16 protein-coding genes are annotated in these 21,401 nt (G+C 65.6%); 7 read left to right on the top strand and 9 right to left on the bottom strand.

Annotated features, from left to right (window positions below; translation table 11 throughout):
* Nucleotides 1-204: 204 nt before the first annotated feature.
* From ACEOAB_RS25290 to ACEOAB_RS25260, 7 genes are all read left to right on the top strand, one after another.
* A complete protein-coding gene (locus tag ACEOAB_RS25290) occupies nucleotides 205-3,519 on the top strand; it encodes a hypothetical protein (RefSeq protein WP_495653171.1) in 3,315 nt (1,104 codons plus the stop codon).
* 85 nt (nucleotides 3,520-3,604) lie between these two features.
* Nucleotides 3,605-4,111 (top strand): peptidoglycan-associated lipoprotein Pal, encoded by a 507-nt coding sequence (gene pal / locus ACEOAB_RS25285; protein ID WP_413751195.1) that lies wholly within the window; start codon nucleotides 3,605-3,607, stop codon nucleotides 4,109-4,111.
* 109 nt (nucleotides 4,112-4,220) lie between these two features.
* Entirely contained in the window at nucleotides 4,221-7,331 is a 3,111-nt protein-coding gene (locus ACEOAB_RS25280; protein WP_495653170.1) for a glutamate ligase domain-containing protein, read from the top strand.
* Nucleotides 7,328-7,495, top strand: a complete 168-nt coding sequence (locus ACEOAB_RS25275) for a hypothetical protein (RefSeq protein ID WP_413749233.1) — start codon at nucleotides 7,328-7,330, stop codon at nucleotides 7,493-7,495. Before ACEOAB_RS25280 ends, ACEOAB_RS25275 begins: the two co-directional genes overlap by 4 nt.
* 75 nt (nucleotides 7,496-7,570) lie before the next feature.
* The gene (locus ACEOAB_RS25270; RefSeq protein WP_413749232.1) at nucleotides 7,571-9,388 is read left to right on the top strand and encodes a peptidase domain-containing ABC transporter; all 1,818 of its coding nucleotides are present in this window, start codon (nucleotides 7,571-7,573) and stop codon (nucleotides 9,386-9,388) included.
* A gap of 45 nt (nucleotides 9,389-9,433) precedes the next feature.
* Nucleotides 9,434-10,750 carry an HlyD family type I secretion periplasmic adaptor subunit gene (locus ACEOAB_RS25265; protein ID WP_413749231.1) on the top strand — a complete coding sequence of 439 codons (1,317 nt, stop codon included), beginning with the start codon at nucleotides 9,434-9,436 and terminating at the stop codon, nucleotides 10,748-10,750.
* Nucleotides 10,747-12,309 (top strand): TolC family protein, encoded by a 1,563-nt coding sequence (locus ACEOAB_RS25260; RefSeq protein WP_413749230.1) that lies wholly within the window; start codon nucleotides 10,747-10,749, stop codon nucleotides 12,307-12,309. The genes ACEOAB_RS25265 and ACEOAB_RS25260 overlap by 4 nt, the downstream gene beginning before the upstream one ends.
* A 122-nt stretch (nucleotides 12,310-12,431) precedes the next feature.
* Here the strand turns inward: ACEOAB_RS25260 and ACEOAB_RS25255 are convergent, their stop codons facing one another.
* From ACEOAB_RS25255 to ACEOAB_RS25215, 9 genes are read right to left on the bottom strand one after another with little or no spacing between them, the layout of a single operon-like run.
* A complete protein-coding gene (locus ACEOAB_RS25255; RefSeq protein WP_413749229.1) occupies nucleotides 12,432-13,850 on the bottom strand; it encodes a sigma 54-interacting transcriptional regulator in 1,419 nt (472 codons plus the stop codon).
* A 53-nt stretch (nucleotides 13,851-13,903) separates the two neighbouring features.
* Nucleotides 13,904-15,799 (bottom strand): TadG family pilus assembly protein, encoded by a 1,896-nt coding sequence (locus ACEOAB_RS25250; RefSeq protein ID WP_413749228.1) that lies wholly within the window; start codon nucleotides 15,797-15,799, stop codon nucleotides 13,904-13,906.
* Between the two features lie 13 nt (nucleotides 15,800-15,812).
* Entirely contained in the window at nucleotides 15,813-16,304 is a 492-nt protein-coding gene (locus ACEOAB_RS25245; RefSeq protein WP_413749227.1) for a TadE/TadG family type IV pilus assembly protein, read from the bottom strand.
* A gap of 5 nt (nucleotides 16,305-16,309) precedes the next feature.
* Nucleotides 16,310-16,780 (bottom strand): TadE/TadG family type IV pilus assembly protein, encoded by a 471-nt coding sequence (locus ACEOAB_RS25240; protein WP_413749226.1) that lies wholly within the window; start codon nucleotides 16,778-16,780, stop codon nucleotides 16,310-16,312.
* Nucleotides 16,781-16,810: 30 nt separating this feature from the next.
* A complete protein-coding gene (locus ACEOAB_RS25235; protein ID WP_413749225.1) occupies nucleotides 16,811-17,200 on the bottom strand; it encodes a DUF3613 domain-containing protein in 390 nt (129 codons plus the stop codon).
* Complete coding sequence (locus ACEOAB_RS25230; protein ID WP_413749224.1) at nucleotides 17,197-18,132, bottom strand: tetratricopeptide repeat protein; 936 nt, start codon at nucleotides 18,130-18,132, stop codon at nucleotides 17,197-17,199. The genes ACEOAB_RS25235 and ACEOAB_RS25230 overlap by 4 nt, the downstream gene beginning before the upstream one ends.
* Nucleotides 18,129-19,088 carry a type II secretion system F family protein gene (locus ACEOAB_RS25225; protein WP_413749223.1) on the bottom strand — a complete coding sequence of 320 codons (960 nt, stop codon included), beginning with the start codon at nucleotides 19,086-19,088 and terminating at the stop codon, nucleotides 18,129-18,131. The genes ACEOAB_RS25230 and ACEOAB_RS25225 overlap by 4 nt, the downstream gene beginning before the upstream one ends.
* A complete protein-coding gene (locus ACEOAB_RS25220) occupies nucleotides 19,085-20,089 on the bottom strand; it encodes a type II secretion system F family protein (RefSeq protein WP_413749222.1) in 1,005 nt (334 codons plus the stop codon). The genes ACEOAB_RS25225 and ACEOAB_RS25220 overlap by 4 nt, the downstream gene beginning before the upstream one ends.
* The gene (locus ACEOAB_RS25215; RefSeq protein ID WP_413749221.1) at nucleotides 20,082-21,398 is read right to left on the bottom strand and encodes a TadA family conjugal transfer-associated ATPase; all 1,317 of its coding nucleotides are present in this window, start codon (nucleotides 21,396-21,398) and stop codon (nucleotides 20,082-20,084) included. Before ACEOAB_RS25215 ends, ACEOAB_RS25220 begins: the two co-directional genes overlap by 8 nt.
* Nucleotides 21,399-21,401 lie beyond the last annotated feature (3 nt).

The raw sequence follows: 21,401 nt of genomic DNA, 5'->3' as shown, positions 1-21,401 counted from the left end.
GTACAGGGGGTTACGTCGTTACGTAACGAATCGCTGAATGACCTTCCTGCGGGCTGTTTCCGAACTCCCTTGGCAGGCCGGTTAAAAGAAAAATTTCCATACGAATCAACAAGTTGCAGCGCCTGGAGGCGGTCTGGCAAGGGGCGCGCAAAAAGCGGCACGCTAGTTGCCCCTGAGTAGGCATCTTTTGTCACAGAGGCTGCCATGACCGCTCAACAAGCATCGACGAATTCGACCGAAGGACTTGCCGCCGCAGGCGTTGCTCCCGTGGTCATTGCCCAGGCCACCGTTACTCCGCTAGGCGCTCCTGCCATGGCGAGTTCGGCGGCGCCCGCTGCAGCTGGCCCGTCCAGCATCGGCACATTATCGAACGCCACGCCGGGTGTCGCCGTGATGCGCGACGGTGTCCGCATTCCGGTCGATGGCAATCAGACACTGGTGGCCGGCGACCGCGTGATCGTTCCGCAGGACGGCCACGCCAACGTTCTCTTTCCCGGATCGGCGACCAACAAGGCCCCGCTGGCCGGCGTGTTCACCGGCGGCACCGACGCCACCATCGGCTCGACCAAGCTGCCGGGCGGCCTCGAACAAGTGAATGTGGATGTCGCTTCGGGCGACCTGCAAGTGACCCCGCCGGACAGCGATGCGGATGCCGCTGCCCTGGCCGTGACCAAGAAGCTCGCTGCCGGCAGCGGCATCGGGCTGGGTGAATTCGCACTCGGTGCCCTGGGCGCCGCCGCACTCGGCGCCGCGCTCGGCGGCGGTGGCGGCGGCAGCGACAGCGCCGTCCCGCTGCTCCTTTCGGGCGTGGGCGACTCCGATGCGGATGCCGACGCCGATGCGGACGCTGATGCGGATGCGGATGCGGACGGTGATGCCGACGCTGACGCTGACGCGGATGCGGATGCTGACGCCGACGCCGACGCCGACGCCGACGCCGACGCAGATGCCGACGCAGACGCCGATGCCGATGCCGACGCAGACGCAGACGCAGACGCAGACGCCGATGCCGACGCAGATGCCGATGCCGATGCCGATGCCGATGCCGATGCAGACGCAGACGCAGACGGCGATCACCTGCTCGATCCGGGCGACGGCCTCGTCGGTGGCGCGGTCGGTGCGGTCGATAGCACTGCTGGCCTGGGCGGCGCGCTCGCTCCCGTGGCCCCGGTGGTCGACGGCGTGACCGACGTGGTCGACAGCGTGCTGGCACCGCTGCTCGGCTCCGAGTTCACCCGCGATGATCCCAACGCGCTGGACCCGGTCGACGAGGTCGTCGGCAACATCACCGACCCGCTCGGCAACAGCCTGAGTCCCATCGTGGACACCCTGCTCGGCGAGGGCGTGACCGATGCGCTGCTCAATCACCTGAACGGCCAGGTGGACTACCTGACCGACGGCCTGAACAACCTCCTTTCCAATGAAGGCCCGCTCGGTGGCCTGACCTCCAGCCTGGGCCTCGACAGCCTGCTGGCTGACGGCGGCGTGGTTGGCAACACGCTCGACGGCCTGCTCGGCGACAACGGGTTGGTCGGCAACCTGCTGGCAGACGATGGCCTGGTTGGAGGCCTGCTCGGTGAAGGCAGCCTTGTCGGCGACCTGATCGGCCAGGGCAGCGCCCTCGACGACCTGCTTGGCGGAGTGGTCGGCGACGGCGGAGCCCTGGGTGGCGTGCTCGGCAACGACGGTCTTTCCGGTGGCCTGCTCGGCGGCGTTCTGGGTGAGGACGGCCTGGTCGGAAGCCTGCTCGGCGAAGGCACGCCCGTGGGTGACTTGCTGGGTCCGGACGGCGTCGTCGGCTCGCTGCTCGGCACGAACGGCGCGCTCTCCGACGTGCTGGGCGAAGACGGCCTTGCGGGCGGCCTGCTCGGTACCACCGGCCTGCTCGGCAGCTTGCTTGGCGAAAACGGCGTGTTGGGCGGCGTGCTCGGCGAAGAAGGCCCGTTGGGCGGCGTTCTCGGCGGCGAAGGTGGCGTGCTCGGCGGTGTGCTCGGCAACGGCGGCACCCCGGGCACGGGCGCTGGCCTGTTCGACCCGGCCGACGGCATGGCCGGCAACTTGGCCGATGGCCTGAACACCGGCCTGGTGGGCGAGCTTGGTCTCGCGAACACGCTCGGATCGGTGGTCGGCCTCGCGGACGGTCTGACCGACGCTGCCGGCGGCCTGCTGGCTCCGGTGCTCGGCAGCAGCTTCTCGGAGAACAACCCCAACGTGCTCGACCCGGTCGATGGCGTCGTGGGCGAAGTGGCGGCCGGCGCCGGTAGCCTGCTGAGCCCGCTGACCGATCAACTGCTCGGTGAGGGCACGACGACAGCGCTGCTGAACGGTGTCACGGCGCAGGTCGACTACCTGACCGACGGCGTGGCCCACCTCCTGTCCGGCGATGGCCTGCTCGGCGGGACCGATGGCGGCACAGGTGGCCTGCTCGACGGCGTGCTCGGTAGCGACGGCCTTCTGGGTGGCGTCCTCGGCGGCGTGACCGATGGCGGCACTGGCGGTCTGCTCGACGGCGTGCTCGGCAGCGACGGCCTTCTGGGCGGTGTCCTCGGCGGCGTGACCGATGGCGGCACCGGTGGCCTGCTCGACGGCGTGCTTGGCAGCGACGGTCTTCTGGGCGGCGTCCTCGGCGGCGTGACCGATGGCGGCACGGGTGGCCTGCTCGACGGTGTGCTCGGCAGCGACGGCCTTCTGGGCGGCGTCCTCGGTGGCGTGACCGATGGCGGCACAGGTGGCCTGCTCGACGGCGTGCTCGGCAGCGATGGCCTTCTGGGCGGCGTCCTCGGCGGCGTGACCGATGGCGGCACCGGCGGCCTGCTCGACGGCGTGCTCGGCAGCGACGGCCTTCTGGGCGGCGTCCTCGGCGGCGTGACCGATGGCGGCACCGGCGGCCTGCTCGATGGCGTGCTCGGCAGCGACGGTCTTCTGGGTGGCGTCCTCGGCGGCGTGACCGATGGCGGCACCGGCGGCCTGCTCGATGGCGTGCTCGGAAGCGACGGCCTTCTGGGCGGCGTCCTCGGCGGCGTGACCGATGGCGGCACGGGCGGCCTGCTTGACGGCGTGCTCGGCAGCGATGGCCTTCTGGGCGGCGTCCTCGGCGGCGCGACCGGTGGCGGCACCGGCGGCCTGCTCGACGGCGTGGTCGGCAACGACGGCCTCGTCGGCAGCCTCCTGGGTCAGGACGGCCTGGTGGGCAGCCTGCTCGGCGGCTTGTCGGGTGGCAGCAGCCCGGTGGCAAACATCCTGGAGCCCGTCACCAGCGTGGTGAGCGGCGTGACCGATGCTGCTCCGGTGGCATCGAACCCGACGAGCGCGGTTTCCGACCTGCTCGCCCCGGTGACCGACATCCTGGCCGGTTCGGGCGCCGCTTCTCCGGCCGGCGACCTGGTGGGCAGCGTCACGCATGCGGTCACTCCGCTGGTGACCGACGTCGTGACCCCGATCACCAGCCTGGTCGATCACAGCCCGACCGGCACCGCCCTGTCGCCCGTGACGAACGTGCTGCACGGCCTGCTGGGCTGAACGGCAACAAGAACGCAGAAGGAGCAGTGGGGGAGCGCAGCACCAGGGACAGGCCGCCACCGGCCTGTCCCCCGAAAGGATCGATATGAAGAAGAATTTCCAGACACTGACCATCGTCGCCCTCGGCGCAGTCCTCGTGGGCTGCGCGGCCCCGAAGACGGGCCGCGACGACGCGACCTACTACTACTCGAACAAGGGCGTGGCCGCTCCGGTGGCCAAGGTGGAGCCGCCCCCTCCGCCGCCGGTGCAGAACGGACCGGCCGGCGTGGCGAAGATCGTCTATTTCGACTTCGACAGGTACAACATCCGGACCGGCGACCGCAACGTCGTCGAGGCGCACGCGGGCTTCATGCGCAACCGGCCGGCGAGCCGGATCGTGATCGAAGGCCACACCGACCAGCGCGGCGGGCGCGAATACAACCTCGCGCTCGGACAGCGCCGCGCCGACGCCGTGCAGCGCGCGCTCACGCAACTGGGCGTGCCCGCCGAGCGCATCGAGGCCGTCAGCTGGGGCGTGGAAAAACCCGCGTCCACCGAAACCACCGAGGAGGGCTATCAGCTCAATCGCCGAGCCGAATTCAGCTACCGCTGAAGCCGGATCACCGCGATGACTTCGACGGCAGTTCCCGGTCTGCGCACACGTCCTCGAAGCGAGAGCAGATGACGGGCGCGGCCGGTCTCCCGCATTGGATCGGGGCCGAATGATGTCCTTCACAGACCAGCTCCACGCCTGCCACGAACGCCTGGCTTCGCTGTGCGCGGCGCTGCCGGCCCCCTACCCGGCGTTCACGCTGTTCTTCTCCGTGAGCGATGGCGCGCAGCGCGCACACGTCGTGCACGCGCGGGCCGCCGAATTCGAAACCGCCTGGCGCGAAGGCGCCGGGCGCGTCGAGCGCTGGGTGCGCGAGCGCGGCGTCGTGTCGCCGTGGCTGCGCATCGACTGGGTCGAGGGCGCGAGCCCGATGGAGTGGGTGCAGTTCAAGACGCAGCTCACCGCCGTCAAGCGCAACTACTTCCGCCTCGGCCTGGCCTTCGACCAGGACTTCGCGCTCGCCTTCACCGAGCAGGAGCTCAACGCCAACGCCATGCTGTGCGGCGACTCGACCATTGCGCATTCGGTGGTGAACCCGCGCAACTTCGAGGTCTACGGCCGGGAGCGCTTCCAGTGCTCGCCGCCGCTGGACAGCATGCCCCCGGAGCAGCCGGTCTACCTGCTGGCGACGGTGGGCGTGTTCTGCCAGCCCGACGGCGTGGTGCACAAGCTCGTGGGTACGGGGCTCGACGCGGGCCGCCGGCAGCTGCCGGCGCTGAACCCGCAATCGGTGCTCGACCTCGTGCGCAGCGGCTCTTCGTATCTCGCGCGCCAGGTGCAGAGCGACGGCCTCTTCGTGTACGGCTATTTCCCGTGCTTCGACCGCCGCATCCCGACCTACGACGCGGCGCGCCACGCGAGCGCGCTCCACGCCATGCTCGAGGCGTGGGAGCTCACGCGCGACGAAACGCTGCGCGCGGCCATCGACCGCTCGCTCGACCATCTCACGGCCTCGCTGATCCGCGATTACACGCTGGCGGATGGGCGCGCGGTGTCGTTCCTGGTCGACACCGGCGGCGAGATCAAGCTCGGCGGCAACGCGGCCTGCGTGCTCGCGCTGGTGAAGTATTGCGAGCTGATGGACACGCGCCACTGGCTGCCGCTGCTGGAAAAGCTCGCGCTCGGCATCGTGTCGCTGCAAGACGCGGCCACCGGCCGCTTCAACCACGTGCTGCATGCGGCCGACCTCACGCTCAAGCAGGCCTCGCGCATCGTCTGCTACGACGGCGAGGCGGCCTACGGCCTCATGCGCCTGTACGGCCTCACACGCGAGCCGCAATGGCTGGCCGCGGTCGAGAAGGCCTTCGATCATTTCATTGCCAGCCAGCATTGGCAGGTGCACGACCACTGGCTCAGCCGCTGCGTCCACGAACTCACGCACTGGAGCCCGCAGGAGAAGTACTTCCGCTTCGGCCTGCAGAACGTGGCGGGGTATCTCGACTTCGTGCTCGACCGGAAGACCACCTTCCCGACGCTGCTCGAACTCATGCTGGCCGCGCAGCAGATGCTCCAGCGGCTCGAAGGCATGCCCGCGATGCGGCACCTGCTCGACGAGCTCGACACCGAGAAGTTCTATCGCGCGCTCGACTACCGCGCGCACTACCTGCTCAACGGCTTCTTCTGGCCCGAGATGGCGATGTACTTTCGCCGGCCGTCGAGCATCGTCGGCTCGTTCTTCATCCGCCATCACTCGTTTCGCGTGCGCATCGACGACGTGGAGCATTACCTGTCGGGCTTCGCCGCCTACCACCGCTACCTGGTGGAACGGCGCACCTTGCCCGGTACGGGCGGCGGCGGGAGTGCCGGCGTGGGCGGCGTGCGCGACGACGGCGCCGCCTGGACCGCGAGCGAGATGGCGCACGTCACCGGCGGCGAATGGGTCGTCAAGCCCGAGGACGGCTGGCGCGCCACCGGCGTGGCGCAGCGCTCGTTCATGCGCAAGGGCCGCGTGGTGTTCGACCACCAGGCGCGGCCGTCGAAGACGCCGCTGGCCGCCGTCACGCTCAAGGGCGTGCTGCAGCCGGCCGCCGCCGTGCTGTGCACCGACCCCAAGCCGCACCTCGACAAGCGCGTGCCCGTGCTCAAGGTGCCGAACGTGCTGCAGGCCGTGCTGGAGCTGGGCGACCATGCGCGCGCCGAGTTCACCGGCCGCGTGTGCGGCGTGCTCGGCAGCGGCGCGGCGAACGGCGTCGCCAGCGGCACCGTGGCCGCCATGCTGGCCGGCGCGCTGACCGTATGGGGCGAGGTCGGCCAGCCCGAGGGCAACGTCAGCCTGCCATCGGGCATCGCCTGGAACATGACCTGCATGCCGCGGCACGCCGCCTACTGGGTGCTGGAGATGGGCACATCGCACATGCCGGCCTCGGCGCAGCTGGTGCGGCCCTCGCTGCTGGTGGTGACGGGGCTCTCGGCCGCGTCGCAGAAGCACCGCGGCCCGACCGACGCCGCCGCGCGGCTCGACAGCCGGATCCTGCAGGCCATGGCGCCGGGCGGCAGCGTGGTGCTCAACCGCGATATGCCCGAGTTCGCGACCTTCGCCGAAGCGGCAACGGCGCGGCAGTTGCAGATCGTCACCTGCGGCGAGCACAAGGACGCCGACGTGCGCCTGCTCGCCTTCGACCACGGCGAGGTGCAGGCGCTGGTGGCGGGCGAGCCCTTCCAGCTGCGGCTCAATGCACCGGGGCGACACATGGGCGCGAGCGCCATCGCCGCGCTTGCGGCCCTGCAGGCCATGCGACTGCCGCTGGCCGCCGCGGTCGAGCCCTTTGCGCACTTCGAGCCGCCGGGCGGCCGCGGTGCGCTGCACACCATTCACATCGGCGGCGGCAGCTTCAAGCTCATCGACGAGACCTACGACGCCAACCCGAGCTCGATGCGCGCGGCGCTCGAGATGCTGTCGCAGGCCCCCTGCGAGCCGGCGCGGCGCGTGGCGATCCTCGGCGACATGCAGGAGCTCGGCCCCGCCGCGCAACGCCACCACCTCGACCTTGAGGCCGAGCTGCTGGCCTCGCAGCCCGACCGCGTGTTGCTGTGCGGCCCGCTGATGCGGGCACTGCACGCGCGCATTCGTACAAAGGTTCGCTCGCACTGGTTCGTCGATGTGTCCGACCTGTCGACCGCGCTCGGCGGGCTGCTGCAGCCCGGCGACTGGGTGCTGGCGAAGAGTTCCGCAGGCGTAGGCCTGTCCCGGTTGGCCCGGGTTTTGAAAGCGCTGCCATGAGCACGAGATGGGATGTACTTCCGCAATCGCCGTTCGACCATGAGGCACCGCTGCGGCGGCGGCCGACGCGGCGCTGGTGGCTGGGCTGGGCGCAGCTGCTGTGCGCCTGGGTGCTCTGCATGTTGCTGTGCGCCAACGTCGCGCTGGTGCTGGCTGGAGCGTGACTTTTTGCCTTGTAACAGTTGGGTAACAGTTGATAATGACTCAGGCGTCATTGCACGACGGATCGGCTTTTTCCCATGATCAAGTTTCTCTTGCCCAGCCAGCTGGTTGCCGAAACGCCGGACGAGCCAGGTGCCAGTCCTTATGCCGGGGCACTGAACGCCGCGTTCCGCGCGGCCTACCCGCTCGTGAAAAGCGCGGCATGGCGTTCGCTGCCGATCAGCCTGTTCGGGCTGCTGCCCTCCATCTTCCTGCTGCAGGTGTATGACCGCGTGCTGTCGCGCAGCGGCTTCTCGACGCTCGCTGCGCTGGTGAGCGGCATCCTGTTCTTCCTGTGCATCGAGTTCTGGCTGCGCACGCGCCGTTCGCGCCTGCTGCGCAACGCGGGCGCCATCATCGACCACGGCGTTTCCGGTGCCCTGCTGCAATCGATGCTGGCCCGGCCGCTGCGCGCGCTCGAGGCACGTCCCGCCTCGGTGTGGCAGCAATACTTTCGCGACGTGGGCTCGGTGCGCGGCACCGTTACCGGCGGCCTCGCGCAATCGATCTTCGACCTGCCGATGGCGATCTTCGCGCTCGCCGTGATCGGCATCGTCGCCTTGCCGGTGCTGCCCGTGGTGGCGGCGTTTCTCGCCATCATGTCGTTCCTGGCCTGGTGGTGGGCCGACGAGGTCCGCGCCGGCCGCGTGGAAGAAGTGCAGCGCGGCCGCGGCCTCGACCGCGTGACCGCCGAGATCTGCCATGCGCGCGAAACGCTGAAGACGCAGGCCAACGACGGCCCCATCAGCGACATGTGGCGCCAGACCTACAACGCCTGGCTCACCGAGAGCTTCAGCAAGAACGGCCAGATCGAAACCGCGCGCGACGGCACCACCGTGCTGCTCACGGTGTTCTCGGTCATCGTGGTGACCGTCGGCGCCGTCTCGGTGATGGAGCAGTGGATGACGGTGGGCGGCCTCGTCGCCTCGAACATGCTGGCGCTCAAGGCGCTGCAGCCGGTGGCAGGGCTGGTGTCGAACTGGCGCTCGCTGGCCACTGCCAAGGAAGCCGCCAAGCGGCTCGAGAGCGTGCTGTGCGAACCGGTCGAGAAACCGCCCACGGGCATGACCCTGCCGCAGCCGCTCGGCCGCATCACCCTGAAGGACGTGAGCTTCAGCTTCACCGACACCGCGCAGCAGCCGGTGCTGGAAAACGTCGACCTCGACATCGGCCCGGGCGGGCTGCACGTGATCGTCGGGCGCAACGGCGCGGGCAAGTCGACCATGGTGAAGCTGCTGTCGGGCCTGTACACGCCCACGCGCGGCATTGTCAGCATCGGCGAGTACGACCTCTCGCAGTTCGGCCGCGAAGAGCTGTCGCGCTGGATCAGCTACCTCTCGCAGGAGGTCTACTGGTTCGGCGGCTCGCTGATCGACGTGATGCGCCGCACGGCGCCCGGCCAGAGCGACGAGCAGATCGTCGCGGCCTGCAGGCTCTCGGGCGCGCACGACTTCATCTCGCGGCTGCCGGACGGCTACCGCACCATGATCGGCGAAGGCGGCACCGGCGTGTCGGTGGGCGAGCGGCGCAAGCTCGCGCTGGCCATGAGCTTCCTGCGCAAACCTTCGGTGCTGGTGCTCGACGAGCCCAGCAACGACCTCGACTTTCAGAGCGAGCGCAACCTGCTCGCCACGCTGCTCGCGGTTGCCAAGGTGCGCACCGTGGTGGTGGTCACGCATTCGCTGCGCATCGTCTCCGCCGCCAACGTGGTCTATCACGTCACGGGGCAGGGCAACGTGGAGCAGGGCGCGGCGGCGGTGATGGTGCCGAAGCTGTTCGGCGTGAAGAAGCCGCTGGTGGCGCTGGGCGATGCGGAAGACGGCGCGGGCGCCGCTGCCTCCCGTTCGATGGCGTGACGAAGAACGAACGAAGAGCGAATAACGAGTGATCGGGGAGGCGACTTGAAATCAGATTTGCCGCAGATTCTTCAGGACGAGAACGACAAGCGTGCGGCCCAGGCCTCGCCGCAGGGGCGGCGGCGCCAATGGATCATCGGCGGCGCAATCGGCGTGCTGGCGCTGGTCGGCCTCGGTTTTCCGATGGAAACGGTGGTCGTCGCACCCGGTCGCGTGATCCCCTCGGACCGCGTCAAGTCGATCCAGCATCTGGAAGGCGGCATCGTCAGCAACGTGCTGGTGAAGGAAGGCGAGAAGGTCAAGCAGGGCCAGTCGCTGGTGGAGATCGATCTTGGCGGCAGCGGCCTCAACTTCGAGGAGCTCTCGGCCCGCTACGCGGCCACGCAGGCCACGCGCGTGCGGCTCATGGCCGAGAGCCGCGGCCAGCCGCTCAAGCGTGAATCCTTCGCCGCCGACATCGACGAAAGCGTGTTCGAAGGCGAGACCGGCGCCTACCAGGCGCGCGCGCTCGAACAGCGCGGCGTCATGGCCGGCGCCGTGTCGGGCCTGGAGCAGGCGCGCAGCAAGCAGCTGGAGCAGCAGGCCAAGGTCAAGGGCCTGAGCGACCGGCTGGCGCTGATGCAGAAGGAACTCGAAATCTCCGAGCAGCTGTTCAGCGAGAAGCTGGTCGGCCAGGTCGAGGTGCTGGAGAAGCGCCGGCAGGCCGAAGGCGTGCGCAGCGAACTTGCCGTGTCGCGCCAGGGCGTGATCTCCGCCAACGCGTCCATCACCGAGGCGCAGGCCAAGATGGCCGAGGCCGAAGGGCGCTTTCGCCGGCGCGCGTCGGACGAACTGGCCACGGTGGAGCGACAGTTCGCGAGCCTGAGCGAAGACCTGGCGCGCGCGCGCACCCAGCGCTCGCGCACCGTGGTGAAGGCGCCGTCGGACGGCATCGTCAAGGGGCTGCGCAACTCCAGCCCGGGCTGGGTCGTGAAGCCCGGCGAATCCATCCTCGAGGTGGTGCCCGACGAGGACGAGATCATGGTCGAGGCGCGGCTCAACCCCAACGACCGCGGCTTCATCGAAGTGGGCCAGCCGGCGCGCGTGAAGATCACCGCCTACGACTACCTGCGCTACGGTGCCGTCGACGGCAAGGTCAAGCTGGTGGCGGCCGACGCCGACCGCGACCCCGCCATCGCCAGCGGCGCGCCGTACTACCGGCTGCTCATCAGCATGTCGCAGTCCCATGTGGGCCGCGACGAGAACCGCATCACGTCCGGCATGGAGTCCGAAGTGGACTTGCGTGTGGGCACCGATCCGTTCATCTGGTACATCCTGCGACCTGTGCTCAAGCTGCGGCGCGAAGCCTTCCGCGAACCATGAAGTACCGCCAACCGGCCGACCGACGCCGCATGGGCGCCGGCGTTGTCTGTGCAGCGTTGTGCGCGAGCTTCGTCCTGCCGCCCGTCGCCTTCGCGCAGGAGCAGCAGGAGGCGGGTGCCAGGCTGATGCTCGCGCGCCGGCTGTCCCCGCCCTCGCTCGGCGCCGCGAGCTACACCCAGCAGGTGAAGCAGGCCCTGATCGCGCTGTCGCAGGACTACCCCGAGGTGCAGACCGCGCAGGCCGCGGCCAACACCAGCAGCTACGGCGTGGACGCGGCCAAGCAGGCGCGCTACCCGCGCTTCAAGTTCGGCACCTCGTCCGGCAACTACAACAGCGGCGCGGCCAACGCCAAGACGCAGAGCTACACCGTGCTCACCGCCGAGGCGCGCGTGAGCCTTCTCGACGGCGGCGCCATGAGCGCGGCGCAGCGCGCCGCCGAAGCGGCCAACCAGGCAGACGACGAGGCCGTCGTCACCACCTCGCAGAAGGTGGTGCTGGATGCGCTCACCGCCTACCTGCAGGTGCAGCGCTTCGACCTGAAGAAGCAGATCGCGCACAAGGCCACCGAGGTGGTGGCCGAAATCTCCAAGGCCGAAGCGCGCCGCGTGGCATTGGGCGTGAGCGGCGACAACGACCTCAACATGGCGGCCTCGCGGCGCGCGCTGGTGGCTGCACGCGAGTCCGACTTCGAGGCGCAGCGCGACGAGGCCCTTGCCAAGTTCCGCAACTACTTCAAGTTCTCGCCCAATGCCGAGTCGCTGCCCGTGCTTGCGGCGCCGGCGCAGTGGCGCATCTCCTCGCAGGAAGAGGCGCTGCGCCGCGCCGAGTCGCGCAGCACCGAGATCGCCGAGGCGCAGGGCCGCATCGACCGCGCCAAGGCGCTGGCCGACCAGCAGGACGCGAGCCTCTACCCCTCGCTCGACGCCGTGCTCGTGAAGAGCAAGGACCCGCGCGGCGTGTCGCCCCAAGACCCGACGCGCGCCGCCTTCGAACTCAACTGGAACTTCGGCAACGGCTTCGATCGGCAGCTGCGCCTGAAGTCGGCGCTGGCCGAAGTCGCCAACCAGGAAGCCAAGCTCGAAAGCGTGAAGCTCAACCTGTTCGAGCTCACATCGGCATCGTGGGCGCGCACCGTGTCGGGCCGCGAGCGCGAGCGCCAGCTGATGGAAGCCGTGAGCACGGCAGGCCAGGCCTTCCGCGGCCGCCGCCGCCTCATGGAGTTCGGCCGCGAGACCCTGCCCAAGGTGCTCGACGCCCAGCTCGACTACTACACCCTGCTGTTCGACTACATCGACGGCGTGTTCGACCTGCGCATCTCCGAGCTGCGCCTGGCACGCACCACCGGCGAACTGCGCATCGACCCGGCCGGCCCCAACGGCTGGATCGACCGCCTCTTCGGCGCGCCGAGGCGGCAGGTGCTGACCGAAGACGGGCTGCTGGGTGCGCTGTGCATCTCGAGCAACACGGCGTGTGCGAGCGAGCCCGTTGCCGAACGCACTGTGGGCGCGGCAGGAGCGAACCCGCCGCTGCGCAAGGCCACAAGGCTCGGCACCAACTAATCCACGAGGCAAGCGAAGCCCCTTCGTGAAACACCGAGGAACCGGCTTTGCCGGGCCTCAGGTGTTGCCCCCGGTAGGGGGAAGGAGAAGCAACACGAAGTGCGCGAAGCCTGGGGGCGAGCCTATTCAGTTTCGGGGATGCCTGGCTCGCCGTCGAGAATCTGGTACTTGCGCATCTTCTCCCACAGCACCTTGCGGCTGATGCCCAGGTGCTGCGCGGTGTCCTGGCGCTTCCAGTCGTTGATCTCCAGCGCCGCGATGATGCGGTTGCGCTCGCTGCTGTTCCAGCCCTTGCGGTCGCCGCTGCCATCGAGCGAGCCGTTGCCGTTGCCCATGCCGTTGCGCTCGCTCGGAGTCGCCGGTGCCGGCGTGCCGCGCGTGAGCGCAATCGCGCGCTGGATCAGGTTCTGGTCCCAGCCGTGCAGCTGCCGCGCGATCACGCCCACGCGCTCCGCGAGGTTGCGCAGCTGCCGCACGTTGCCTGGAAAGTAGGTCTCCGCCACCGCATCGCTGAGCCAGTGCGGCGTTTCGCCGAGCGCTTCGAGTTCGTCGCCGAGCACGTTGCCCAGCAGCGCCTTGAAGATCGCGATCTTGTCGACCTCGCCGCGCTCCTCGAGGCTGGGCACATGCAGCTCGATCACCGCGAGCCGGTAGAACAGGTCGGCGCGAAAATCGCCGCTCGCCACCATCTCGCGCAGGTTGCGATTGGTGGCCGCCACTAGGCGGAAGTCGACCCGCACCGGCGCCGTTGCGCCCAGACGCGTGACCGCGCTGTCTTCCAGCACGCGCAGCAGCTTCACCTGCTGGTAGCGCGGCAGGTCGCCGATCTCGTCGAGAAACAGCGTGCCGCCCGTGGCCTGCTCGAAGTAGCCGCGGTGCGCGTGCACCGCGCCTGTGAACGAGCCCTTGGTGTGGCCGAAGAACAGCGACTCGAAAAGCCCGTCGGGAATCGCGCCGCAGTTCACCGCCACGAACGCGCCCTTGCTGTAGTGCTGGTGCCCGAGGTGCAGCTGCTGCGCGATGCGCTCCTTGCCCACGCCCGTTTCGCCGCGCACCAGCACGCTGTGGTTGCAGTCGGCAAAGGCGCCCACCTCGGCCAGCAGCGCCTTCATCGCTTCCGAATGTGCAACAAGCACGTCGGGCGCCTGCGGCGCCACGTCGCGCGCGCGCAGCTGCCGCACCAGCTTCGCGACCATCGTGCGCAGCTCGGCGCAGGTGAAGTCGTAGGGCAGCACGTGCAGGTACTCGGGTGGATAGGTGCGCGAGTCGCGCTCGCGCGACCCTGCGGCGACCCAGATCACCGGCATGCCCTGCAGCAGCTCGGTCGCATGCGCCAGCCCGCCGCTGTCGATGACCGTGACGCTGATGATCGCCACCGACGGGCGCAGCGCCGTGCCGCGGTCCTGCGGCGGAGGCGGCATGCCGTCGGCCCTGACAACCTCCACGTCGAAGCTCGCCATACACCGCGCGATGCGGTCGAGGATGTCGGCTTTGCCTTCCCAGACAAAGAGGTCGAGTTCGTCGAAGTTGGAGGAGCTCATCGAGGCGCTGTTCTCAAATTTCACAGTTGCTTGGCGCAAGTTGGTACGCAAACTCAATAAACCAAGCGTGCATTGCCGTCACAGCTGGCAGAGAGTAGCTGTACATCTGCGTACCCGATTTGAATACCAAGCGCCTTGAGAAGGGGGGCGAGCAATGCACTGTCGAGCTGTGTGAGAACCGGTACTAGTACGACGTTAAGAACTCCCAATACGCCGGCAATGACGGTAATCAGGCCGTTGGCGACAGTATCCAAAATGGGGACAGACGTAGCGAGTTCTATCTTGAGCATTCCCGAGCCGATGGCGCTTACGATTGCTGCGCCAAGGTTTTGCTCCGTACCAACGGTGCGCGTCAGATCCTGCTGCGACACGGGGATTGTGGGATCGAATCGATAGTTCAGCATCTGTCTCGTAGTGACTTCGTTCCCCGGGATAGATAGATCCATTTTCGCCAGTAGCTTGACGTTAATCGGTATTCCGCCTCCGAGGATGCTAAGAAGGGTTACCTGAATATTTAGTAGATCGAACTGCTCCTTTGGCAGGTCTTTCCACGCGCTCGTTCTGTTAGTGAACGCTGTTGGAACTTTTCCCAAGAAAATATGGGCAAGGCCGGGGGTCGCTGCGATCTTGACGTCGTATTTGCCATCAGGTGCATTGCATTGAATCGAATCGAGTTCGGCGTCTCCTGACGCAACTTCTGCATAGATAGGCAGCCTGATAAGCTGGCCCGATGGCAATGAAACTCTAACAACAAGCGGGATGTTTAATAGGTCGCTTCCGGCAATCGGAGTCAGCATCTGGGTGTCCAGGAGTATCCGAATCTGGCCGGTGTGCGCCCGAGTTTTTGCCGTACCGTCCGGATAGTAGCCCGGCGGCCCGACCGCAATGCTAGGTGGCTCGATGACTTTCGCTTGGAGTTGTACATTTGCGAGCGGTTGGAGGGGGATCGCAACCCCCGCCGAAACAACTGATTGACTGTCCGCGATCTGCAATGCGACCAGCAGAAGATTCAATGCATTGACGTTTCCGTTCAAGGCGGTGCGTGGATCTGCGGTGTTGAGATCGACGCTGAGAAGACCAGCTCGCTCGGCGGTACTCAGAAGATTAATTCGTACGGCGTTTAGATCGAGCCCGCCACTCAGATTCAGAAGGCCATTCAACACCCCGGCGGCGAGCCCAGCCGTGGCACTGTCGTTGTTTTGAGGTAGTACGTCGATTGCGGCGCTGAGCAAAGCGGCTAAGGTGACATTGGCGCTCGCCAACTGCTCATATGTGCCCACATTGAGGTTCAAGGCATCCGCGATCCCAAGCAGGTTGAGTTTGGTATTGAGTAAACCCGTATAGTCGCCAACGCTCAGGTTGACGGTCGTGCCTAACAGCATGCCTAGCACTTGATTTAGCAACCCTCCATTCAGCCGCGCGACCCCACTTCCGATCGATATTGCACCGAGCGGTTCGTTAAGCGAAGCAACCGCCTGGACGCAGATGGTGCGATTGCCCTGAAAGAAGGGGAGCAACGTCGGTGGAGCTTGATCTATTCGCACACGAATAGCGTTCTTCGTTGGCGCATCGGGAAGAAAGTGGTCGTCCACATTGGAAAAGCAACCTGCATTAGCTGGCGTTGTATTCGAGGAAGCCCAATGACCGCATTCTGGTTGCCGAAGCACGATGCCCGACATGTTTTGACCTGCATTGGCAACAGCAGCTCCTTGCGCGGCGACGCATGCGTCAGCCCCTGCCGAAGGCATAAGCTTCTGCGCACCAGCCAATGCGGCCAGATCCGCAGTCTTCTGAAACTCGCGCTTCATGTAGAAGAGGTAGCCCAACTCCGTGCCAACGAGTGTGATCACGATGAGGCTTAGCGCTATGGCCGTGTTGATGAGGACGGAACCGCGGGCGCGTCGGCGATCGCTCGGTTGAAAAGCTTTGCGCATAGTGGATGCGTTCATGCCGAGAATCGTTTCATGAGGCTTTGAGCGCCGCGGTGGCGCTGCTGCGTAAGTTGTCCGGTACCCAACTGGAATCCAACAACGACACAGAAGGTAGGATGCGATTGTTCTTGTAGAGGTAGGTGACAGTCACTACGCAACTCGTAGCGCCCGGCGCTGCCGAGCAAGGGGCGACCGTGACATTGGCGGAGAGCCAATTCTTTCTGCTGGCCGTGTCCGTATTGGCGGAGATGGGAACGACAAGTGAGCGCGCGAGCGAATCGAGAACGACCTGGCGCACACTCTCCTGATCCGGTGGCTGAGGTAGCAGCACCGCTGCGCGCGCCCCGTCTTCTGCGGCGCGCGAGACGGCTTGCTGCGTATAGAAGATCGCGCCAAAGGTCACCAGCCCGTACATCACAAGAAAGAGGAATATGAAAACGAAGGCGAACTCGATGGCGGCAATGCCGCGCTGGAGCCTGAGAGCGGGGGGGCTGGTACGCAGTCGGATGCTTGTGACGGACATGGTTCTCACCTCAACTCAAGCAGCATGCTGGCTTTGCCGGAGATCTGAGTCGGGACGGCGAAACTCGGCAAGGGAGGCAGTAGCGATCCAAGGTTGCTGGCTTGTACGAGAACTTCGACTTGGCATCGTTGACTCCATGACGGTCCGCAGTTGATTGGGGCGCATTGGTTGGTTCCCTCAACACGACAGATTTTTGCCAGCACGGTGGGTTTAATCACTTGCGGCATCCAATCACTTTGAGCGGTTGCGACATCTGATGCACGCTTTCTTCGGCCCTCCAGACTGCTCTGATATTGAAGTGCCGCCCTTGCGCCATCTTCGGCCGCGTTTTGCAATCCGAGCCGAAACGCGAACAGCATCCCGTAGCAGATGACTGCATAAAGAATGCTGAAGAAGGTCATGAACACCATCGCGAACTCAATCGCATACACGCCGCGCTGACAGCGCGGTGGTGAGAGGGTGCGGATGGTCTTCATTTGGGGCGATGGGTCAGGTGTTGTCGTTGCCTACTTGGCGCCGCTACTACCTGGGGACGATTTGACCGTCGAACTCAAGCGCTCTGGAATTGGAAACTCGAAACTCTTCAAGTAGCGCTCATAGCTGCGCTGTGCGACGCTTCCCATGATGGGGCGGGGTGTTCGAGACGCAATGTCGCCATTGCGTTGCCAAGCTAGCAAGCCTTGGGTGGCATCGCCTACCTGTAGCGGCACGTAATCCACCTCTTCTTGAATTTCCATGGCGTCGGCCGGTGCCTGCACGCTTTCAGGTGGAGTGATTGCAGAAGGCTCAACCGGCGCCTTGCTTTGCGCCAGCACGATTGAGGAGGAAGCAAGGAGGGCGACGACCCACACGCACGCGGACGAGGTGCGGAAAATGATCTTGAGTTTTTCGTTCATGGTGTACCTCGTGGAGTCGAGATCGGATACAAGGATGTCGAGGCAGCTTTTGCTGCTGGACTCGACTGGATGGCGGTGCGCACACCAATCAGGTTGGACCCGCGAGAAGCCTTGAGCACGAGTGGGGGGGAGGTTTCATCACGGGCTGACATCCCGGAAGAGGAGTACGTTGGAGAAGTCGCGGCTCCGCCGTCGCGGAGTTGCTGCGCGGCTTCTCTTATCGCTGAACGCGCCGCGGGAGATATGCGATTTGCATCCATCATGGCCGCTGCCTGCCCTTGCTGATTGGTGAGTTCGAGATACAGAGCGAGATTGGCCTGAGCCTGCGCACTGTCAGGGCGCAACTGCAGCGCCTGCATCAGTGGAAGCCTGGCTTCGTCGGTCGAGCCTGCGCGCAACTGGGCATAGCCCAGGTCGCTTAGCAGCAGGGCGTCCGTTGGTGCATGGCGCTGGGCTTGTTTCAGAAGCTGTACGGCCTCGACGTAGTTGCCACGCGCGCCAGCCAGCAGGCCCAGTCCCCGATAGCCGGCACCTTCGAGTGGTGTGCCCATCAGTCGCTTGTAGGCCGTTTCACTTTGCGCCGCCTGCCCTGTTTGCCTCAAGGCATCGGCTCGCAGGCGTGTGGATTCGGGCGAGACTCCCCAACGCTGCTCAAGCGCGTCGATGTGTGCCAGCGATGCGAACCACAGGCTCTCCCGTTGCATTTGCTCGACGAGCTTCAGGTAGGTCTCCTTCGTATCGACAGAGGTACCCGCCTTGTTGTCGGCCGCGGCGTCGGCAGCCATACGCTGCTGGGCATCGGCACTTGCAGCATATTGATCTTTGGGAGTGGAACAGCCGAGGATCGCAAATGCGGTAAGGCAGATCGCTGCGCGTGCCGCGACGAGGCCATTTGTGCGCCGCGTCCTTTTTGTGAATGGATGAATGTTCATTTGGCTACTGTCCCCAATGAGCGGAAGATGGCGATGAAGCCTGGCCCCGCGGTCACGATGACGAGCGCGGGCAGCAGCGTGCTCACCATGACGCCGGTCATCTTCACGGTGATCTTTCCGATGCGCTCCTTCATTTCCGATCGACGCCGTTCACGCAGCCGCTCACCGAAGATTCGGAGGGGCTCTTGCACGGCGCCCCCATGGCGATCGACCTGTACGAGCAAAGAGACCAGGCCGCGCAGGTCTTCGTTTCCGTGGAGGGTTGCGAGACGATGAAGCGAATGCTCGCGCGTTCGCCCTTGGCTGTATTGACGATTGGCAATCGTCAATTCATAGCCGAGTACATGTAGCACGTGCGAGAAATCGTCGGCCATGATCTGCAGGCTTTGATCGAGGCTCAAGCCCACGCCCTGGAGGAGCTTCAGCAGATCGACGAAGAGTGGGAGTTCGCGCCCGATGCGCTCACGCCTGCCGGAGGCGATGCGGCCAAGCACCCATTTAGGAGCCATGAATCCGAGCACGAAAGCCGCCGCCAGAATCGGGAGAACTGTGCGTTCGGTCAGATGGCTTTTCCAGATGATGTATCCAATCATCGGCAAGAAAAGCGCGAGCAATAGACGGGTGACAAGGAAGACTAATTGCGTCTGCTTGGACGCAAATCCGCATTGATCGATGAGGCGCCGGTCTTCGTCGGCCACGAGGGCTCGACCGATCCGTGAGTCGAGCCAATGAAACGGGAGTTCGATGTCGGCGCGTAGAGACTTACTGGACTCGGCATCGAAGGGCGTCTGGAGATCGATCTGGGCTGTCGTATCCCGTCGAAGAGCACGGCCAATCACCTGGCCACTGCGAGCGCGACGCAACTCCGCCGCGATCAGTGCGCCGGCTGCGATCATCAGGCCCAACGCAAGCAGCGCAAGGCTTATGGTCGCCAACTGATTGGATGTGAAGGTCATGCCAGTTTCGCCAGTCGATACAGGAAGAAGGCGCCCAACAGCTGCAGCCCGGCCGAAGAGAAGATCAGCAAGCGTCCGGTCTCATCGTTCCACATGCTCAAGAAATAATCAGGGTTGACCAGAACTAGAAATGTGCCCACACCCAGTGGAAGAAGACCCAGTATCCAGGCGGAGAGTCGCGTTTCTGCGGACATCGCGACCAGTTCGTGCTCAGCCTGTTCGCGGTCTCGCATGAAGTTGGCGACCCGCTCGAGCAGAAGGTCGGAACGGCCACCGTAACGCACGCCCAGCCCGAGGATGGAGGCCAGTAGGAACATTTCTTCCACGCGCACATTGCTCGCCGTCTGGTGCAGCGCGCGATCGAGATCCACACCGGCGCGGACCAAGGCGGCGGAGCGCTCCATGTGACCGCGCAGCGGGGCCTGTGTCGTCGCAATCGCGAGTTGGAATGCCGCCTGCGTGGAGTTCCCGATGGTGATCAGGCGCACCATGGCGTCAATGTAGGCCGGCAGTTGGCTGATCAGTTGACGGCGAACTTTCTGGAGTCGCAGCCATACCGCGAACACCGAAGCCAGAATGAGCAGAAACAGCACTCCCGCGGCCGCGATCGCTCCCCCAAAGAGTCCCGCCAGCATGCACAGAACGAAAATGCCCATCACAGCCAGCGTGGCGATCTTGTGTGGAATGACGCCAAGCAGCCACTCGGGTAGGACGGTCTCCATCAAACTCTTCCGAGGAACCGCGTCAGCGGCAGTCTCGGTATGGAGCCATGGGTCCGAGGTGACACCGGGAACGAAGCCTTCCGACGGCGCAACATGCAAAGGGATTGGCACGTTCGCCGGAATCGGCGCCGCATCGGCACTGCTCGCCAGAATCTGCTGCTCAAGGTGACGTCCGGTCGCCTGGTGGGACTGCCGATTTCTCGCCCATTGCCAGAGCAACAGGCCACCGGCCGCCAACAGCAGCGCGATGCAGGTCACGATGAGCAGTGCTTCACGCACGGCTTTCTCCGTTCTGCGCACGCGCCATGGACTGGCGGAAGCGGGTGATCTTTGGCGAATGTGGCGCAATACCCAGAGAGATCCACCGATCACGCTCTTCGCCATCCGGCGAAACGATCGGCTCGTAGCGGTAAAGCTCTTGCATCGCCACCACGTTGTCGTTGACACCGGTGACTTCGCTGAGCGAGATGATGCGTCGCTGTCCGTTGGAGAGTCGGCCGATCTGAACGATGAAGTCGATGGCGTTGGCGATCTGGCGGCGCAAACTAACTTCGCTGCCCTGGTAACCGGCGAAACCAGCGAGCATTTCCAGGCGATACAGGCATTCGCGTGGCGAGCTGGCGTGGATGGTGCCCATGGAGCCCTCATGCCCGGTGTTCATTGCCTGCAGCATCTCGATGACTTCGGCACCGCGCACTTCGCCGACGATGATCCGGTCGGGCCGCATGCGCAGGCTGTTGCGCAGCAAGTCGCGGATCGACACCACACCTGTACCGTCGAAGCCGCCGGGTCGGCTTTCGAGTCGCACCACGTGGCTGGTGCTGAGCGAAAGTTCGGCCGTGTCTTCGATGGTGATCACACGCTCGCGCGAAGGAATGAAGCTCGCAAGCGCGTTCAGGAGCGAAGTCTTGCCGGAGCTGGTGCCGCCGCTCACCAACACGTTGCAACGGGCGCGCACTGCAATTTCGAGCAACTGGGCCATGCCAGCGTCGAAGGTGCCGAGCTTCACCATCTCGGCCGGCGTGAGTGGCTCCTTTCGAAACTTGCGGATCGACACCGACAGGCCATCGATGGCCAGGGGCTCGATGATGACGTTGATGCGCCCTCCGTCGGGGAGGCGCGCGTCGACCATGGGGTTCGATTCGTCGAGCCTGCGCCCAAGCGGCGCCAGGATGCGGCGCACGATCCGCATCACATGCTCGGAGTCCGAGAAGCGCAGCGTTTCGCGCTCGAGAATCCCGTGCCGCGACACGTAGACATTCTGGTAGCCGTTGATCAGGATGTCTTCGACGGCGGGATCGTTGAGCAGGTCTTCCAATGGACCGAAACCTGCGAGTTCCTTGGTCAGCGCGTCGGAGATGAGCTGCATCTCGTGGTCGTTGATCGGCACGCGGCGCAGGCGCACGAAACTGTCGACTTCGAGCTCGACGAATTGCTGGATAGACGCCCTCGACCAACGTCCGAACTCCGCACCGAGTTCCTCGATGCGGCTCAGCAGGTGGTCATGCGTCCAGCTCTTGATGTCCTGGAACTGCTGGGAGTTGATGAACGCCTGATCGTCGTCGGCAAATTCGATATCGTTGGACATATG

This window comes from Variovorax sp. Varisp53 (assembly GCF_059491555.1).
Note: the sequence above shows the minus strand (reverse complement) of the source record. Positions and strands in the feature narration are given on the sequence as shown.

Coding starts and splice junctions, on each gene's coding strand:
- ACEOAB_RS25290 (WP_495653171.1), top strand. CDS start 205: ATGACCGCTCAACAAGCATCGACGAATTCGACCGAAGGACTTGCCGCC.
- pal (WP_413751195.1), top strand. CDS start 3,605: ATGAAGAAGAATTTCCAGACACTGACCATCGTCGCCCTCGGCGCAGTC.
- ACEOAB_RS25280 (WP_495653170.1), top strand. CDS start 4,221: ATGATGTCCTTCACAGACCAGCTCCACGCCTGCCACGAACGCCTGGCT.
- ACEOAB_RS25275 (WP_413749233.1), top strand. CDS start 7,328: ATGAGCACGAGATGGGATGTACTTCCGCAATCGCCGTTCGACCATGAG.
- ACEOAB_RS25270 (WP_413749232.1), top strand. CDS start 7,571: ATGATCAAGTTTCTCTTGCCCAGCCAGCTGGTTGCCGAAACGCCGGAC.
- ACEOAB_RS25260 (WP_413749230.1), top strand. CDS start 10,747: ATGAAGTACCGCCAACCGGCCGACCGACGCCGCATGGGCGCCGGCGTT.
- ACEOAB_RS25255 (WP_413749229.1), bottom strand. CDS start 13,850: ATGAGCTCCTCCAACTTCGACGAACTCGACCTCTTTGTCTGGGAAGGC.
- ACEOAB_RS25250 (WP_413749228.1), bottom strand. CDS start 15,799: ATGAACGCATCCACTATGCGCAAAGCTTTTCAACCGAGCGATCGCCGA.
- ACEOAB_RS25245 (WP_413749227.1), bottom strand. CDS start 16,304: ATGTCCGTCACAAGCATCCGACTGCGTACCAGCCCCCCCGCTCTCAGG.
- ACEOAB_RS25240 (WP_413749226.1), bottom strand. CDS start 16,780: ATGAAGACCATCCGCACCCTCTCACCACCGCGCTGTCAGCGCGGCGTG.
- ACEOAB_RS25235 (WP_413749225.1), bottom strand. CDS start 17,200: ATGAACGAAAAACTCAAGATCATTTTCCGCACCTCGTCCGCGTGCGTG.
- ACEOAB_RS25230 (WP_413749224.1), bottom strand. CDS start 18,132: ATGAACATTCATCCATTCACAAAAAGGACGCGGCGCACAAATGGCCTC.
- ACEOAB_RS25225 (WP_413749223.1), bottom strand. CDS start 19,088: ATGACCTTCACATCCAATCAGTTGGCGACCATAAGCCTTGCGCTGCTT.
- ACEOAB_RS25215 (WP_413749221.1), bottom strand. CDS start 21,398: ATGTCCAACGATATCGAATTTGCCGACGACGATCAGGCGTTCATCAAC.